Source organism: Hydrogenophaga taeniospiralis CCUG 15921 (assembly GCF_001592305.1).
GTDB lineage: Bacteria > Pseudomonadota > Gammaproteobacteria > Burkholderiales > Burkholderiaceae_C > Hydrogenophaga > Hydrogenophaga taeniospiralis.
In genome coordinates, this window is the sequence record NZ_BCWR01000001.1 from 263,460 (window position 1) to 280,442 (window position 16,983).

Annotated in this window: 11 protein-coding genes and 1 CRISPR repeat array; of the genes, 5 read left to right on the top strand and 6 right to left on the bottom strand. The window is 67.9% G+C overall.

Features of this window, described 5'->3' with window-relative positions; genetic code table 11:
* Positions 1–27: 27 nt before the first annotated feature.
* Positions 28–933 carry a polyprenyl synthetase family protein gene (locus tag HTA01S_RS01235; protein WP_407656085.1) on the bottom strand — a complete coding sequence of 302 codons (906 nt, stop codon included), beginning with the start codon at positions 931–933 and terminating at the stop codon, positions 28–30.
* Positions 930–1,199, bottom strand: a complete 270-nt coding sequence (gene xseB / locus HTA01S_RS01240) for an exodeoxyribonuclease VII small subunit (RefSeq protein ID WP_068166663.1) — start codon at positions 1,197–1,199, stop codon at positions 930–932. Before xseB ends, HTA01S_RS01235 begins: the two co-directional genes overlap by 4 nt.
* 328 nt (positions 1,200–1,527) lie before the next feature.
* Between xseB and HTA01S_RS01245 the strand changes: the two genes are divergently transcribed.
* The 5 genes from HTA01S_RS01245 to HTA01S_RS01265 all read left to right on the top strand — a co-directional run bounded on the left by HTA01S_RS01245 (position 1,528) and on the right by HTA01S_RS01265 (position 9,780).
* Positions 1,528–2,667 (top strand): aromatic ring-hydroxylating oxygenase subunit alpha, encoded by a 1,140-nt coding sequence (locus HTA01S_RS01245; protein ID WP_068166665.1) that lies wholly within the window; start codon positions 1,528–1,530, stop codon positions 2,665–2,667.
* An 8-nt stretch (positions 2,668–2,675) separates the two neighbouring features.
* The gene (locus tag HTA01S_RS01250) at positions 2,676–3,566 is read left to right on the top strand and encodes a DMT family transporter (RefSeq protein WP_068167098.1); all 891 of its coding nucleotides are present in this window, start codon (positions 2,676–2,678) and stop codon (positions 3,564–3,566) included.
* Positions 3,567–3,649: 83 nt separating this feature from the next.
* On the top strand, positions 3,650–4,525 hold the full coding sequence (locus HTA01S_RS01255) for a sulfurtransferase (RefSeq protein ID WP_068167099.1): 876 nt from the start codon (positions 3,650–3,652) through the stop codon (positions 4,523–4,525).
* Between the two features lie 84 nt (positions 4,526–4,609).
* A complete protein-coding gene (locus HTA01S_RS01260; RefSeq protein ID WP_068166667.1) occupies positions 4,610–7,195 on the top strand; it encodes a PAS domain S-box protein in 2,586 nt (861 codons plus the stop codon).
* A gap of 14 nt (positions 7,196–7,209) precedes the next feature.
* A complete protein-coding gene (locus tag HTA01S_RS01265) occupies positions 7,210–9,780 on the top strand; it encodes a PAS domain-containing sensor histidine kinase (protein WP_068166670.1) in 2,571 nt (856 codons plus the stop codon).
* 179 nt (positions 9,781–9,959) lie between these two features.
* Here the strand turns inward: HTA01S_RS01265 and HTA01S_RS01270 are convergent, their stop codons facing one another.
* The 4 genes from HTA01S_RS01270 to cas1e all read right to left on the bottom strand — a co-directional run bounded on the left by HTA01S_RS01270 (position 9,960) and on the right by cas1e (position 16,965).
* Positions 9,960–10,802, bottom strand: a complete 843-nt coding sequence (locus HTA01S_RS01270; protein WP_068166673.1) for a ZIP family metal transporter — start codon at positions 10,800–10,802, stop codon at positions 9,960–9,962.
* Positions 10,803–10,911: 109 nt separating this feature from the next.
* Positions 10,912–11,811, bottom strand: a complete 900-nt coding sequence (locus tag HTA01S_RS01275) for a dienelactone hydrolase family protein (RefSeq protein WP_068166678.1) — start codon at positions 11,809–11,811, stop codon at positions 10,912–10,914.
* A 356-nt stretch (positions 11,812–12,167) separates the two neighbouring features.
* Positions 12,168–15,733: a CRISPR direct-repeat array (repeat unit 29 nt; unit sequence GGGCCTATCCCCGCTCGCGCGGGGAAACC).
* 55 nt (positions 15,734–15,788) lie between these two features.
* Positions 15,789–16,100: a type I-E CRISPR-associated endoribonuclease Cas2e gene (gene cas2e / locus HTA01S_RS24480; RefSeq protein ID WP_084235755.1), complete on the bottom strand. Its 312-nt coding sequence runs from the start codon at positions 16,098–16,100 to the stop codon at positions 15,789–15,791.
* Positions 16,072–16,965 carry a type I-E CRISPR-associated endonuclease Cas1e gene (gene cas1e, locus HTA01S_RS01280; RefSeq protein WP_068166680.1) on the bottom strand — a complete coding sequence of 298 codons (894 nt, stop codon included), beginning with the start codon at positions 16,963–16,965 and terminating at the stop codon, positions 16,072–16,074. Before cas1e ends, cas2e begins: the two co-directional genes overlap by 29 nt.
* Positions 16,966–16,983 lie beyond the last annotated feature (18 nt).

A 16,983-nucleotide genomic window follows, 5' to 3' on the forward strand; every position in this document is an offset into this window, starting at 1 on the left:
TCGCTTGGGTCTCTTGAGGGACGGGGATCAGTGGGCACGGCGGCCCACCCAGTCGGCCAGGGCGTGCAGCGTGTCGGTGTGGGTCAGATCGCTGTGGCGCAGCGCTTCGTGCGCCTGGTCCAGCACGCGGTCCGCGTAGGCCTGCGCCTGGTCCAGGCCCATCAGGGAAACAAAGGTGGGCTTGTCGCAAGCGGCGTCCTTGCCCGCAGTCTTGCCCAGGGTGGCCGAATCGGCGGTCACATCGAGGATGTCGTCCACCACCTGGAACGCCAGGCCCAGGCTGGCACCGTACCGGGCCAGTTGCGCGCGGGTGGCCTCGGAGGTCTGTCCGGTGGCGGCGCCCATCATGACGCTGGCCTGCAGCAGGGCACCGGTTTTCTGCCGATGCATGGCCTCCAGCGCGGCCTGGTCCAGCGCCACACCGACACTGGCCAGATCCACGGCCTGGCCACCGGCCATGCCAGCGGCACCGGCAGAGAGCGCGAGCAATCGGCACAAGGCGACCGACATGTCCGCCTCCAGGCTGCCGTCGCCCGGCACCAGCAGTTCAAACGCCAGGGCCTGCAAGGCATCGCCCGCGAGCAGGGCCTGTGCCTCGCCAAACTTCACATGCACCGTGGGCTTGCCCCGGCGCAGCACGTCGTTGTCCATGCAGGGCATGTCGTCGTGCACCAGCGAATAGGCGTGGATCAGCTCCACCGCGCAGGCCGCGCGCATCGCGGCGCCCGGCGCGCCGTTCACGGCAGCGCTGGTGGCCAGCACCAGCAAGGGACGCAGGCGTTTGCCGCCGTCAAGCACGGCGTAGCGCATGGCCTCGCCCAGACCAGCGGGCGCGTCCAGCGGCACCCAGCCCGACAGCGCGTGTTCCACCGCCGCCTGCTGCGCTTCGCGCCAGGCAACAAAACCGAGGGTGTCTGAAAGCAAGGTGTTCAAGCGGCGTCCCAGGGTTTGAGTTCACCACCTTCCAGAACCTTGATCTGGTTTTCCACCGCTTCGAGCCGGCTGCGGCAAAAAGCAAGCAGTTCGGCCCCGCGCTGGTAGCGCGTGAGCAGCTGGTCCAGGGGCAACTGGCCGGCGTCGAGCTGGGCCACCAGCTGTTCCAGTTCTTCCAGCGCGGCTTCGTAGCTGGCGGCCACGTCACTGGCCGCACCGGCGCGGGCCGATGGCGGGGTCTTCTTGGGGGTGGAGGGTGAGGTCATGGAGCAGTTGCAAAACCAATCAGGGGCGCCCGCGGGGAACGGGCCACGGCCGGCACCAACGGGGTGCGCGCCGCGCACCTGGCCGGCCAGCCCACCGAATCGCGGATTTTAGCCCCGCGCCCCCCGAAGCAGCCGCAGGCGCACCAGCACCCCGACGCCAGCGGGGGCACGGTCGACCCCCCCGGGGTACAATCCGCCTCCTTTTTCATCACTGACGGACAGCCCCTGTCCGGAGGGACGCACCACTCCACCCATCCCGCGCGAATTCGATTTTCGACCAGCGCTTACCCTGCCCCTTCATAGGGGGAGTCTCTAGGTCAAGACCACCATGTCTGATTTAAGTCTTCAACTCCAGCAGGCCAGAAGCCAACTCCCGGTTTCCAGCTATTTCGACCAGGCGCTGTTCCAGCGCGAACTGGAAACCCTCTTCCAGCGAGGCCCCCGCTATGTGGGGCACGAGCTCGCGGTACCCCACCGAGGCGACTACCACGCCCTGCCCCAGGAAGCGGGTGGCCGGGCACTGGTGCGCACCGATGCCGGCGTGGAACTGGTGTCCAACGTCTGCCGCCACCGCCAGGCCGTCATGCTCAAGGGTCGCGGCAACCTGGGTGACAACCGCAGCGGCAGCGCCGGGGGCAACATCGTCTGCCCACTGCACCGCTGGACCTACAGCGGCGGCCGGGGCGGCAAGGCCGGCGGCCTGCTGGGGGCACCGCATTTCGAGCACGACCCCTGCCTCGACCTGAAGAACTACCCGCTGCGTTCATGGAACGGCCTGCTGTTCGAAGACAACGGCCGCGACATCGAGGCCGACCTGGCGAACATGGGCCCGCGCGCGGCGCTCAATTTCGAGGGCATGGTGCTGGACCACGTCGAGCTGCACGAGTGCAACTACAACTGGAAGACCTTCATCGAGGTCTATCTGGAGGACTACCACGTCGTCCCGTTCCACCCCGGCCTGGGCGGCTTCGTCACCTGCGATGACTTGCGCTGGGAATTCAAGCCCGAGTACTCGGTGCAGACCGTGGGCGCGGCCAACCTGCTGGGCAAGGCCGGCAGTCCGGTCTACCAGCGCTGGCAGCAACAGCTCATGCAGTACCGCAACGGCGCGGCGCCCGAACACGGCGCGATCTGGCTGACCTACTACCCCCACATCATGGTCGAGTGGTACCCCCACGTGCTGACCGTCTCCACCCTGCACCCGGTCAGCGTGGACAAGACGCTCAACATGGTGGAGTTCTATTACCCCGAGGAAATCGCCGCCTTCGAGCGCGAATTCGTCGAGGCCCAGCAGGCGGCCTACATGGAAACCTGCATCGAAGACGACGAGATCGGCGAACGCATGGACGCAGGCCGCAAGGCCCTGCTGCTGCGCGGCGACAACGAGGTCGGTCCCTACCAGAGCCCGATGGAAGACGGCATGCAGCATTTCCACGAGTGGTACAGGTCGCGAATGCGAACGGAGTGAGCATCCGCGTGCAAGCCCTGTGGATGCTGCTGGCCTCGCTGCTCTTCGCCACCATGGGCGTGTGCATCAAGTTCGCGTCGGTGCACTTCAACAGCTTCGAGATCGTGTGCTACCGGGGCATGGTGGGAGTGGTGTTCCTGATCGGCCTCACCCGCCTGCGCGGCGTTTCGTTGCGCACCCAGGTGCCCATGATGCATGTCTGGCGCAGCGTGGTGGGCGTGATCTCGCTCACCGCCTGGTTCTACGCCATCGCCACGCTGCCCCTGGCCACCGCCATGACGCTGAACTACATGAGCAGCGTCTGGATCGCCACCTTCCTGCTCGGCGGCGCGCTGTTGATGCAGGGCCGCAACGCACCCATCAAACAACAAGGACCGCTGTTCCTGGCGGTGCTCGCCGGCTTCGGCGGCGTGGCCATGATGCTGCGCCCCACGCTGGCCCAGGACCAGGTGCTCGGCGCCCTGGTCGGGCTGCTCTCGGGCATCTTCGCGGCCTTTGCCTACCTGCAGGTGACGGCGCTCTCTCGCCTGGGCGAGCCCGAGAGCCGCACGGTGTTCTATTTCTCCATCGGCGCGGTGCTCGCCGGCGCGCTGGGCATGGTGTTCACCGGGGTGAGCGCCTGGCACTGGCCGAGCGCGCTGTGGCTGCTGCCCATTGGTCTGCTCGCGGTGCTCGGGCAGCTGTGCATGACGCGCGCCTACGCCAGCGGTGCAACTCTGGTGGTGGCCAACCTGCAGTACTCGGGCATCGTCTTCGCCGGCCTGTACAGCCTCACCGTGTTCGGTGACCGGCTGCCCCTGATCGGCTGGCTGGGCATGGGGCTGATCATCGTCAGCGGCATCACCGCCACCGTGCTGCGCACGCGCGCGGTGCCCAACGCCCCCGCAGAAGAACACTGAGGCCGTGAAACCCTGCACGCCGCGGCAGGATGCGGCGCAGGGTCGGCATCGTCAAGACGGTGTGGCTGCCGCACAATGGGCCGATGCATTCCACCCTGATCTCTGCCCCCGAACTTCAACGGCTGATGGACAGCGGCGCGCCGCTGCGCATCTACGACTGCAGCTTCGACCTCATGGACCCGCAGGCCGGGCGCGCGCAATACGAAACCCGCCACATCGCGGGCGCCATCCACGCCGACCTGGACACCCACCTGAGCGACAAGGCCGGCCCCGACCGCGCCAGCGGCGGGCGACACCCCCTGCCCTCGCGCGAGCGCCTGGCCCGCTGGCTGGGCCGCACCGGCCTCACGCCTGGCGTGCAGGCGATCGTGTACGACCGCCAGGGCGCCAACTACTGTGGCCGCCTGTGGTGGATGCTCAAATGGTGCGGCCACGAAGCGGTGGCCGTGCTCGACGGCGGCCTGCAGGCCTGGCTGGAGGCCGGCGGCGCCACAGACAGCGGCCCCGGCCCGGCCCTGCCCGACGAAGCGGCGGCCTACCCGCTGGGCCCGGCCCGGGTGGGCACCGCCTCCACCCGCGAGATCGCCTCCCGCATCGGCGAGCCCGGCCTGACCCTGATCGACGCGCGGGCCAACGCCCGCTTCCGGGGCGAGGTCGAGCCGCTCGACCCGGTGGCCGGCCACATCCCGGGCGCCCTGAACCGACCGTTCAGCGAGAACCTGGGGCCCGACGGCCGGTTCAAGCCCGCGGAGCAGCTGCGCGCCGAGTTCCGTGCGCTGCTCGGCCAGCGCGACCCCGCCACGGTGGTGCACCACTGCGGCAGCGGCGTCAGCGCCATCCCCAACCTGCTGGCCATGGAGGTCGCGGGCCTGGGCACGGCCCGGCTCTACCCCGGCAGCTGGAGCGAGTGGTGCAACACGCCCGGCGTGCCCTGCGCGCGCAGTCAAGTCCCTGCCTGATCCGCCGATACAACAGGGGTCCGACGGCGCCCGCCTGGAACACGAACCCCGAACCCACCGCGGCGCCCCCACCCGAGCCGACCCGTGTCCCACCCCAGCCCATCGCAGCCCACCGACGCCGACAGCGCGTCCCGACCGGCCACCCTGCAGAGAATCTCGCTGCTGATCGGCGCAGTCGCCACCGTGGTCGCCCCGCTGGTCTACCTGAACACGTCCCACCCGCAGGAAGTCATCGCACCGACCGTGATCGCGCTCACCGGCTGGGGCGCTCTGCTCATGCTGCGCCGGGGCTACACGCGCTACGTGGCGCATGTTCTGGTGTTCGCGGTGCTGCTCTCGGCGGTCTTCGCGGTGCTGGCCTACGGCTCCGTGCGCACCGCCGGGGTGGTGCTGTTCGTTGCCGCGGTCGCTGGCGCGGGCATCTTTCTCGGGCGCGCGGCCCTGGTGGGTTCGGTCGCCTTCAGCGTGGCGGCGCTCGGGCTGCTGAGCTACGCCGAAACGCGGGGCTGGCTGCACCCGTCCGGCTTCGAGGTGGGCCTCAGCGTCTGGCTCACCCACTCGACCACCCTGGTGCTGGTGGGCATCATGGTGTTCTACAGCCGGATGCGTGCACGCCAGGCCTTCGACCGGCAGATGCACGAACTGGAACTGCGCAAGCGCACCGAACAGGAACGCGACCGCAGCCTGGAACGCTTCGCGCTCATCTTCAGCACCAACCCCAGCCCCATGATCGCCCTGTCGGCCCGCACCGGCTTGATCCTGGACGTGAACCCCGCGTTTGAGCGCTGCTACGGCTACACCCGCGAGCAGGCCCTGGGGCGCACCGACCACTTTCTCTGGGGCAACCCGCCCGAGCGGGAAGACCATGCGCGGCGCCTGTTCGTGCTGCGCCGCTTGACGGAACAACCCGTCACCGGTCTGCGGGCCGACGGCAGCACCTTCGACGCCCTGATTTCCTCCGAGATGGGCAACGACGCCGAAGACAAGCTGATCATCACCACGGTGGCCGACATCAGCCTGCAGACCCAGGCGACCGAGCGCCTGCGCCGCTCCGAAGAGCGCTTCGCCAAGGCTTTCAACTTCAGCCCCCTGAACATGGCCATCACCCGCCTCTCGGACGGCACCTACCTGGAGGCCAACGTGTCCCGGGACAGCCTGCAGGGCTACCGCAGCGACGAACTCAAGGGCCGGACGTCGCTGGAGACCGGCGCCTGGTCCAGCGCCGACGAGCGTGCTGCCTTCGTGGAGCAGCTGCGCCGCGAAGGGCACGTGCATGGGTACGACATCCGCGTGCGGCGCAAGGACGGCAGCATGGCCGATGCCCGGCTCTGGGCCGAACTCATCGAGATCGACGGCGAAGAATGCATGCTGTCGTGCACGGTCGACACCAGCGCGGAAAAGCTGCGCGAAGCGCAGCTGCTCTCCATCGCGCGCGGTGTGTCGGGGCACACCGGCGAAGCTTTCTTCAGCGAACTCACCCGCTACATGGCCCAGGCGCTGGGGGCCGACATGGTCATGGTGGGCGAACTGGGCCCGCAACGGCGGGTGCGCACGCTCGCGGTCTCGCGCGGTGGAACCGAAAGCCCCAATTTCAGCTTTCCCATCGACCACGTGCCCTGTGGCCAAGCGATCGACCAGCCCGGCCTGGTGGTCCACACCCACGACCTCGCCTGGCACTTCCCCCACTACGCCCCGCTGGCGCAGGCCGGCTTTCAGGCCTATGTGGGGCAGTCGCTGTGCGACGCCGACGGCACCCCCTTTGGCGTCATCAACGCGCTGTGGACACGCCCCATCGAGATGACGCCCGAGACCGAGGCACTGTTCTCCATCTTTGCCAGCCGCGCCGGCGCCGAACTGGTGCGCCTGCGCCGCGACCGCGAGATCCAGCGACTGAACGAAACGCTGGAGCAGCGCGTGCGCGAACGCACCGCCGAACTGCGCAAGCTCAACGCCGAACTCGACTCGTTCGCCTACTCCGTGTCGCACGACCTGAAGTCGCCTCTGCGGGCCATCGACGGCTTCACGCAGCTGCTCACGGAACAACTGCACGACCGCCTGAAACCGGACGAACAACAGCTGCTCCAGCGCGTGCTCGCCTCCACCCGGCGCATGAGCCAGCTGATCGCCGACCTGCTGGCGCTGGCGCGCATCAGCCAGAGCACGCTGCGGCGCGAGCGGGTGGACCTGAGCGACATGGCGCAGTGCATCCTGGAGTTCGAGCGCAGCCGCCAGCCGCTGCGCAGCATCCGCTGGGACATCGAACCCGGGCTGCACTGCGAGTGCGACGCGCGGCTGGCGCGCATCGCGCTGGAGAACCTGCTGGGCAATGCCGTCAAATACTCGCGCGACCAGGCCGACACCCACATCGCATTCGGCCGCCTGCCCGACCACGAGCCCTCCGCGCAGGCCTTCTTCGTGCGCGACAACGGCGCGGGCTTCGACATGGCCTACGCGGACAAGCTGTTCAAACCCTTCCAGCGCCTGCACATGCCCAGCGAGTTCGAGGGCGCCGGCATCGGGCTGGCCACCGTGCGCCGCATCGTGGAGCGCCACGGCGGCAGCATCAGCGGCGCCTCGGCACCGGGCCAGGGCGCGGTGTTCCATTTCACGCTGGCGGCCGGCGCCGGGCCGGTGAACTCCCCAGCCCCACCGCCGCCCGCTGCGGCCTAGCCATAGGCCCTCCCATGGAAAACTCCATCTTCGCCGACGACCCGCTGGCCCCCGGGCAGACGGGCGTGATCGAACGCCACCAGGAGCAGGCGGTGCGCGCGCTGCTGCTGACCCTGAGCGTGGCCGCGCCCGCGATCGCGGGCGCCGTGTTCCTGCGCGACGGCGCGTCCCGCGTGGTCGTGGTGATCGCGCTGCTCTCCGTCGTTCTCTGGGCGCTGTGGCTGCCGTTTCGCCACGGCCGGATACGGCTGGTGGCCGATGCGCTGATCGGCAGCATGCTGCTGGGCACCACACTGGCCACGGCACTGGACGGCAGCGTGCGCAGCAGCGCGGTGACCGCCATGATGGCGACCGTGGTGCTGGCCGGCAGCTTCCTGCCGCGCCGCGGCATGATCGCCGTGGGCATCTACTGCATCACCGTGCTGGGCCTGTTCAACTGGCTGGAGCAGCGCGGCATCTTCGTGCCCGGCTCCATGCGCATGGGCTGGGCGGTCTGGCTGGTGCACACCTCGGTGATTTCCACCATTCTGGTGAGCGTGTTCTTCGGGCGCTTCCGCCTCATGAAGGCCTACCGCCGCCTGGCGCACAGCCTGAACCAGACCCTTGCGGCCGAAGCCGATCTGCGCGCCAGCGAAGAGCGCTTCAGGGCCCTGTTTCGTGGCAACCCGGCCGCCTGCCTGGTGCAGTCGCTCGGCAGCCGTCTGGTGGTGGACGTCAACGACGCGTATGCCGACATGAGCGGTTTCAGCCGCCAGGAAATGATCGGTCAGCCCCCTCCTCTTCTCTGGGCCAAGCCCGCCGAGAGCGAGGCCTTCCGCGCGATGCTCAAGGCCCATGGCCGCGTGCGCGGCATGCGGGCCCTGGGGCGGCGGCGCGATGCCAGCCTGTTCGAAGCCCTGCTGTACGCCGAGGTGCTGCACAGCGGCTCCGAGCGCCTGCTCATCGTGATGGTGATCGACGTCAGCATGGAAGAACGGGCGCGCCAGGCTCTGAAAAAATCGGAAGAGCGTTTCTCCAAGGCGTTCAATTTCAGCCCGCTGGGCATGACCATCACGCGGCTGTCCGACGGCCGCTACATGGAGGTCAACCCCGCCAGCGAACGTGTGCTGGGCTACAGCCAGGCCGACTGCGCGGGCAAGACCGCGCTGGAGGTCGGCATCTGGCTCAGCCCGGCCGACCGCGACGAATACACCCGGCGACTGCGCCAGGACGGCCACCTGCTGGGCTACGAAACCCACATGCGCAACAAGCTGGGCGAGGTGGTGGAGGTGCGGATGTGGGCCGAATCCATCGAACTCGATGGCGAGCCCTGCGCACTCACCTTCACCATCAACGTGGCCGAAGAAAAGCGCCAGCGGGCCCTGCTGATGAACGTGGCCCAGGGTGTCTCGTCGGCCACCGGCGAAGCCTTCTTTCTCTCGCTGGCCGAGCGCCTGGCCCAGGCCGTCGGGGCCGATGGGGTGGTGATCGGCGAGCTCAGCACCGACCACAAGCGGCTCGACACCCTCGCCCTGCTGAGAGACGGCGAGCTGCGGCCCCACCAGACGCTGGGCCTGGAGCAGACCACCTACGCGCGCATCCTGCCGCACCGGGACCTGCAGGTGGAAGACATCAGCGCCCAACCCCTGCGCCGGCACACCCCGCCCTTCGACCCGGATCGGGTGCAGACCCTGGCCGGCATGGCCCTGCGCGATCCGGACGGCACCGCCATCGGCCTGCTGGTCGCCACCTGGGGCCACCGACAAGTGCCCGAGGCGGACACCCGGGCCCTGCTGACCATCTTCGCCAGCCGCTGCAACGCCGAGCTGGTGCGGCTGCGGCGCGACCGCGAAATCTGCAAACTGCAGGACACGCTGGAACAGCGCGTGGCGGCCCGCACCGAACAGCTGCAGTACCTCAACCGCGAGCTCGACGCCTTCGCCTACACGGTTTCGCACGACCTGAAGGCGCCGCTGCGCTCCATCGACGGCTTCATGCACCTGCTGCAGGAGCAAATGGCCGAGCGCCTGACCCCGGAAGACGAAGACATGCTGCAACGGGTGGCGGGCTCCGTGGCGCGCATGAACCGGCTCATCACCGACCTGCTGGCGCTGGCGCGGGTGAGCCAGGGCACGCTGCAGCGCACCAGCGTCAACCTGAGCGAACTCGCGCGGGACGTGTTGCGCCAGGAGTGCCACCGCGACCCGGGGCGCGAGGTGGAGGTGGTGATCGCGCCGGACATGGTGGCCGATTGCGACCCCCGCATGGCGCAGATCGTGCTGGAAAACCTGCTCGGCAACGCCTGGAAATACACCCGCCAGCAGGCCCACCCGCGCATCGAGCTGTCACAGATCAGCGCCCCGCCCGGCGAAGCCCCGACGTTCTGCGTGCGCGACAACGGCGCCGGGTTCGAGATGACGCACTCCGACCGCCTGTTTCAGCCCTTCACCCGGCTGCACTCGCCCCTGCAGTTCGAAGGCACCGGCATCGGCCTGGCCACGGTGCGCCGCATCATCGAGCGCCACGGCGGCCACATCTGCGGCGAAGGCGCGGTGGGCAAGGGCGCGAGCTTCTGGTTTTCTTTCGGGCGTCCGACCTTGGACTAAGCAACAGCCCAGCCAAGGGCACCGCCGGGCCGGCTTTGCCGGACGGCCAGTGCGCCTTGCAGGCCGCAGCCTCGCCAGAGGCGAGGCTTCTTCGGGCCGTCCAAGCCTGCGCAGGCAGGCTTGGAGCCGCGGCCCTCAGCCCCCTTGAGGGGGTCGCGCAAAGCGCGGCGGGGGTGTTTCTAATGAGCCAGGCTGCTCACCAGCATCACCAGCGCAATGCCCGTCAGCAGCCAGGCCACCTGCGCCGCCGTCTCCCGCAGGCCCAGGCGCTTCTGCAGCTGCGGAATCAGGTCGGCCAGCGCCACGTAGATGAAGCTGCTGGACGCGATCACCAGGAAGTACGGCAGAAAGTCTTCCAGCTGCGACAGCAGAAAATAGCCCACCAGCCCGCCCAGAGCCGTGACCGTGCCCGCCAGCGACACCTTCACCAGCGCCGCGCGCTGCGTGCCCGAGGTGAGCCGCAGCACCACCAAGTCGCCGATGTGGTGCGGCACCTCGTGGGCCAGCACCGCCAGCGCCGTGACCACGCCCAGCCGCATGTCGGCCATGAACGCCGAGGCGATCAGGATGCCGTCGCCCAGCGCGTGCACGCTGTCGCCCGCGAGCACCGCCCAGCCGCCCGAGCGCCGCTCCGCCTCGTGCGGGTGGCCCGCGTGCGCCGCCGCGTGGCCGTGATCGTGGGAGTGGTCTTCGTGAGGGGCTTCGTGGTGGTGGTCGTGCCCATGATCGTGACCATGGCCGTGGTGGTGCTCATGGCCGTGGTGCCAGAGCTCGGCCTTGTCGAGCAGAAAGAAAAACACCAGGCCCGCCAGCAGCGTGGCAAACAGCTCTTGCGCGCCGGCCTGGCTCTCGAACGCCTCGGGCAGCAGGTGCATGAAGGCCGTGGCCATCAGCGCGCCGGCGGCCAGGCTGAGCATGTGCTGGGTGTAGCGCGCCAGCATGGAAAAGCCCAGAAAAGCCGCCAGCCAGACGCTGCCCACGCCAGCGGCGACGGTTCCGATCAGGATCGCTATCAGGATCATCTTGCTCTGCTCAGTCCACAAAAACGGCGCGCCGCGCGGGCCTGCGGGGCACACCCATAGAAAAAGGGCCGCTGGTCAGCGGCCCTTGTCAATCTTCTCACGCCGGGGTTCAGGCCACGCCGTGCTGCTTGAACCAGGCCGTGGCGCGCTTCCAGCCGTCTTCGGCCGGCTCCTTGCGGTAACTCGGCCGGTAGTCGGCGTGGAACGCGTGGGGGGCCTCGGGGTACACCACAAACGTCGATGCCTTGGCCGCTGCGTTCCCGGTCGCCAGGGCGGCCTTCATCTTATCAATCGTGTCAAGGGGAATGCCGGTGTCGGCCCCGCCGTACAGCCCCAACACCGGCCCATGCAGCCCGGCGGCCACGTCCACCGGGTGTTTCGGGTTCAGCTCGCTGGCCTGCCCCACCAGCCGGCCGTACCAGGCCACGCCCGCCTTGACCGCCGGGTTGTGCGCCGCATAGAGCCAGACATGGCGCCCGCCCCAGCAAAACCCGGTCACACCCAGCTTGCGGGTATCGCCGCCATTGGCCGCCGCCCATTTCACCGCCGCGTCCAGATCGCCCATCACCTGCGCGTCGGGCACCTTGGACACCACCTCCGCGATCAGCTTTGCAATTTCACCGTAGCTCTGAGCGTCGCCCTGGCGCACGAACAGCTCGGGCGCGATCGCCAGATACCCGGCCTGGGCAAAGCGCCGCGCCGTGTCGGCGATGTACTCGTGCACCCCAAAAATCTCGGACAGCACCAGCACCACCGGCAAGCCCGTTTTGCCCGCGGGCGCGGCGCGGTAGGCCGGCATCTTGAAACCGTTCACGTCGATCGTCACCTCGCCCGCCGTCAGGCCGTCGGCCGGCGTCTTGATCGCCGTCTGCGCCATGATGGGCATGGTCGCCGCGGCGTAGCCCACGCCCAGGGCGGCCTTGAGGGCGGTGCGCCGCGTGGCGCCAAGTTCGGTGGACTGGCCCGGCAGCAAGGCCTGGAGGTCCTGGGTCTGGTTGTCGTTGAGCATGGGTTGTCTCCTTGGGTTGTTAGGGGAATGGGTCGGAGTCTGACATTGGGGTGAAGTTCTTGCTTGTTCGAGGGAGACATCTACGGACAAACAGCACTTGTATTTCTAATCTCGGGTGATCCCCGCTTGCGCGGGGGAATCGCCTGAAAAGACCCGGTGTTATTGCCCGAGTTAGGCCGATCCCCGCTCGCGCGGGGAAACCGTCGAAGGCGATCACCTCTTCGCCCGCCCATTCGGGTCTATCCCCGCTCGCGCGGGGAAACCCCACCGGTGCATTTGCCGTTTGCATCGCAGCAGGGCCTATCCCGCTCGCGCGGGGAAACCGAACGCGCGGACCATGGGCGGGATTACCGCTGGGGCCTATCCCCGCTCGCGCGGGGAAACCGTCACGTCTGCATGAAGTCCGACTGGATCGACGGGCCTATCCTCGCTCGCGCGGGGAAACCAAGGCCGCCGAGCCATCGGGCTGGGTGCACTTGGGCCTATCCCCGCTCGCGCGGGGAAACCTTGCCGGCGTCCGGGTTCAGGCTCATCTGCAGGGGCCTATCCCCGCTCGCGCGGGGAAACCTCGGCCACGAACTCGATGGCGGTGGCGACGATGGGCCTATCCCCGCTCACGCTGGGAAACCTGTGCGTGGGGATCGCTGTCCCGCCGCTCTACGGGCCTATCCCCGCTCGCGCGGGGAAACCGGGTCAATCTTCGCGGTGCCGCTGACCTGCTTGGGCCTATCCCCGCTCGCGCGGGGAAACCGTGCTGGACATGGGTGGCGGCACCTTCGATTGGGGCCTATCCCCGCTCGCGCGGGGAAACCCAAATGCCGTTGACAATTTGCGCAGAGCCAGAGGGCCTATCCCCGCTCGCGCGGGGAAACCCCCGTGACGGACAAGGATGAGCGCGGCATCAAGGGCCTATCCCCGCTCGCGCGGGGAAACCCCACGGCCAACGTGTACCACTTCACCTATTTCGGGCCTATCCCCGCTCGCGCGGGGAAACCTGCGTTTCTGGCCGTCCGAAGCACGATAGTGAGGGCCTATCCCCGCTCGCGCGGGGAAACCTTCAGCAACTGCGGCTCGGTTGAGGCCTACAAGGGCCTATCCCCGCTCGCGCGGGGAAACCTGCTTGCCCGAATTGGTCGCGGAACCATGCCGTGGCCTATCCCCGCTCGCGCGGGGAAACCTAAACCTTCCCATTCGACAACAGGAAGCCATACGGCCTATCCCCGCTCGCGCGGGGAAACCCGAACGTTGATCGCGGCAGCGGCGCCCGCCGAGGGCCTATCCCCGCTCGCGCGGGGAAACCGCGATCTCGCGCGCCACGTAGGTCTTGAACATGGGCCTATCCCCGCTCGCGCGGGGAAACCAGCACGCGCACCGCCCAGGCCGACGCCATGTACGGCCTATCCCCGCTCGCGCGGGGAAACCCCTGCGGAAGTCCGTCGATGGCGTGCGCGAGAGGGCCTATCCCCGCTCGCGCGGGGAAACCGCGATGCACACGCGCTTCCCGGTGCACATGACGGGCCTATCCCCGCTCGCGCGGGGAAACCAATCCTGCTGTGCTCGGGGACGAGATCATCCAGGGCCTATCCCCGCTCGCGCGGGGAAACCCGTAAACGGCATTGCGGTTCGATCCCGCACCCGGGCCTATCCCCGCTCGCGCGGGGAAACCTCAGCTAGAAGTTCTTGCGCACGTTTTGCAATGGGCCTATCCCCGCTCGCGCGGGGAAACCGGCTTCGATGGTCTTGGTCTTAGCGGTGTCGAGGGCCTATCCCCGCTCGCGCGGGGAAACCTCGGCCAGCAACGCAGCTGCCCTCTACGACGTGGGCCTATCCCCGCTCGCGCGGGGAAACCTGCACCACGCTGTACCTGGCGCCTCGTGCTGAGGGCCTATCCCCGCTCGCGCGGGGAAACCCACGCCGACCGCTGCTTTGACACTGGCCGCGTGGGCCTATCCCCGCTCGCGCGGGGAAACCCGCTGATGGCCCATGCAAGGCGTCGCTCGATGGGGCCTATCCCCGCTCGCGCGGGGAAACCATGCTGCTGGCCATCGGGCTGCAGGAAAGCGGGGGCCTATCCCCGCTCGCGCGGGGAAACCAGCGCGGCGCGCGTGTAGCCCTTGTTGTAGAGGGGCCTATCCCCGCTCGCGCGGGGAAACCGTCGTGGCCGTCTTCCACTCCGGCGCCTCACAGGGCCTATCCCCGCTCGCGCGGGGAAACCCCTCGGTCAGTTTCCCAGGCGGGCCGACGTGAGGGCCTATCCCCGCTCGCGCGGGGAAACCTCGTACACCACCGCGAAGTAAAAGCGTCGCCCGGGCCTATCCCCGCTCGCGCGGGGAAACCACGCCTACAAGCTCATGACCGTGCGGGTCGAGGGGCCTATCCCCGCTCGCGCGGGGAAACCCATGACGAACTGCAGCAGCAGTTCCCTCGGTCGGGCCTATCCCCGCTCGCGCGGGGAAACCCGTGGACAACCTGGCAATCATTTGGAAGAACGGGCCTATCCCCGCTCGCGCGGGGAAACCGCCGGGGTTGTGTTCTGGGCGCTGCTGGAGCTGGGCCTATCCCCGCTCGCGCGGGGAAACCACGATACCCATGGCCGAAAGCTCTTTTCGAAACGGCCTATCCCCGCTCGCGCGGGGAAACCCCTTTGAGAAGCGGCGTGGATCCACACGTCAGCGGCCTATCCCCGCTCGCGCGGGGAAACCCCAACAGGGTGTCCGGCGTGGCGAGGCTGTTTGGGCCTATCCCCGCTCGCGCGGGGAAACCGCGCTGCTGGAGCTGTTGGCCATCGCGCCCGGGGGCCTATCCCCGCTCGCGCGGGGAAACCCGGCCCGACGCGCGTGCGCCGCTGGAGCTGGTGGGCCTATCCCCGCTCGCGCGGGGAAACCCCCAGCAACCAGGCGCGCATCGGTCTGGGTGGGGGCCTATCCCCGCTCGCGCGGGGAAACCACTGGCGGCTGATGTTGATCACGTTGCCCTTGGGGCCTATCCCCGCTCGCGCGGGGAAACCACGAACGCGCCAAAGGTGCCGCCTGACCACGCGGGCCTATCCCCGCTCGCGCGGGGAAACCGCGGTCAAAGCTCCATCCGTCATCGGCTGCATGGGCCTATCCCCGCTCGCGCGGGGAAACCTCAAGCGCGCCAACGATCTTCTCGGTGCTCTGGGGCCTATCCCCGCTCGCGCGGGGAAACCTGATTTCCGAAGACATGGGTCAATCCTTGTGGGGGCCTATCCCCGCTCGCGCGGGGAAACCGCGTGTGGTGTGCGCCGGGAACCCGCCAACGAGGGCCTATCCCCGCTCGCGCGGGGAAACCTTCAGCGTCGTGCGGTTGCTGCTTTTCGGCAGCGGCCTATCCCCGCTCGCGCGGGGAAACCTCAGACCCCAGCGAGGACGGCCCTGGCTGGTGGGGCCTATCCCCGCTCGCGCGGGGAAACCTGGAAGACCTACGGCCAGAAGGAGCACCGGAAGGGCCTATCCCCGCTCGCGCGGGGAAACCAATTTACAGGAGTGCATTGAAATTGCCGATGAGGGCCTATCCCCGCTCGCGCGGGGAAACCGGCGCTGCCCTGGTGGGCGCGAGTGCCGGCGAGGGCCTATCCCCGCTCGCGCGGGGAAACCAGATCGTTGACACAGCTTTACGAGCTGCACGGGGGCCTATCCCCGCTCGCGCGGGGAAACCGTTTTGAAGGTGTTGACCAGGGACTTGGCGAAGGGCCTATCCCCGCTCGCGCGGGGAAACCGAGAACGGGACGATCTACATCGCTGAACGTGTGGGCCTATCCCCGCTCGCGCGGGGAAACCCGAACCTCGCGATCCACCAGCCACTGAATGCACGGCCTATCCCCGCTCGCGCGGGGAAACCTTTCTGCAGATTGAGCGCGTGGTGTGGGAAGGGGGCCTATCCCCGCTCGCGCGGGGAAACCTCTCACACCTAACTTGTTGAGGTGTAAGAGAAAACAATGAAATCCATTCAAAATTTTAAAGAGCGTTTTCAGACTTGCCGCGTCGGGTCAACCACATTCCGTCCATCTCGACCAACTCGCGGGGTGGTGTTCCAAGATGAGCCAAGCCAATGCCGCCCACCTCATTCAGATCACGCCAGACCATCACCAGACTGCCTCTTGGTTCTTGGTCATACCAATCGGAAACAACACCCCATGTGCGTTCACGCACACCCTTGTTCATCCGCGGTGCGACAAACACATTGGGTGCAACCTCCAGCATGACCGAGGCAAGAAAACCGTGGAACCGGTCTGCAACATCACGCGTCACGATCATCACCAGCGCCATCGACCTCCTCCATGCGCAGAACCTGCTTGATCTTGTCGATCATCGACGGGATGACTTGCTGTTTGCGAAACACCTGGGCTGCCTCACGGCGCACCAAACGGTCCACCGTATCTTCCGCACCCTTGGTCACCTGTTTGGCTGCGGCAAAAGCGATTTGCAACGTAACCGCTTCGCGAAACAAGTCAGCGATGTCCAGCACGAAAGACTGCCCAGAATCCTCATGAATGAAGCCCAGCGGAGGTAGCGCCGCCAGCGACTGCACAGCAATTGCGGCGGCTGCCTGAACAGCCGTGGCAGCATGGTTCAGCGCCTGGTTGGGAATGTCGGCGGCCATCGGGTTGGCCCGGTCGTAGTGGCGGCCATTCCATTCGATGCCGTGTTTGTCAGCCATGAGCTTGTACATGACCTTCACGCGGGAGCCTTCGATACCGCGCAGTGTGTCCAAGTCGCGATGCGGCAGTATTTCGCCCAGACGCAAGGCGTACATGTGGCGAGCCACGCTCACGCGCCGACGCGGGTTACCCCACAACTCGGCCTGCCGTCTGGCGACGTCAGACCGATCCGGCATCAACGGCGGCGCGGTGTAGGAACGCACACCGTCGACCCCAACGGCGGCCATCAGCGTGCCGTGGCGGGCCAGCAGGCGCAGGGCATCGTGCGTCACGCTGCTGCCCGGCCCCAGCAAAATCATGGACACCGATTGATGCGGGATCTGATCCATCTGAGGGGTCAGAGAGTTGCTGCCCCGCATGAAATGCAGGCAACCGTCAACGACGCACAACTCCCCGCGCTCAAGCCACAGCAACCCGTGGCGATCAGCGTGCGGAAACCGGGCTGTCTCCAGCCCCAGGCGGCCTTTCAGCACTTGGGCAACTCGGTCACG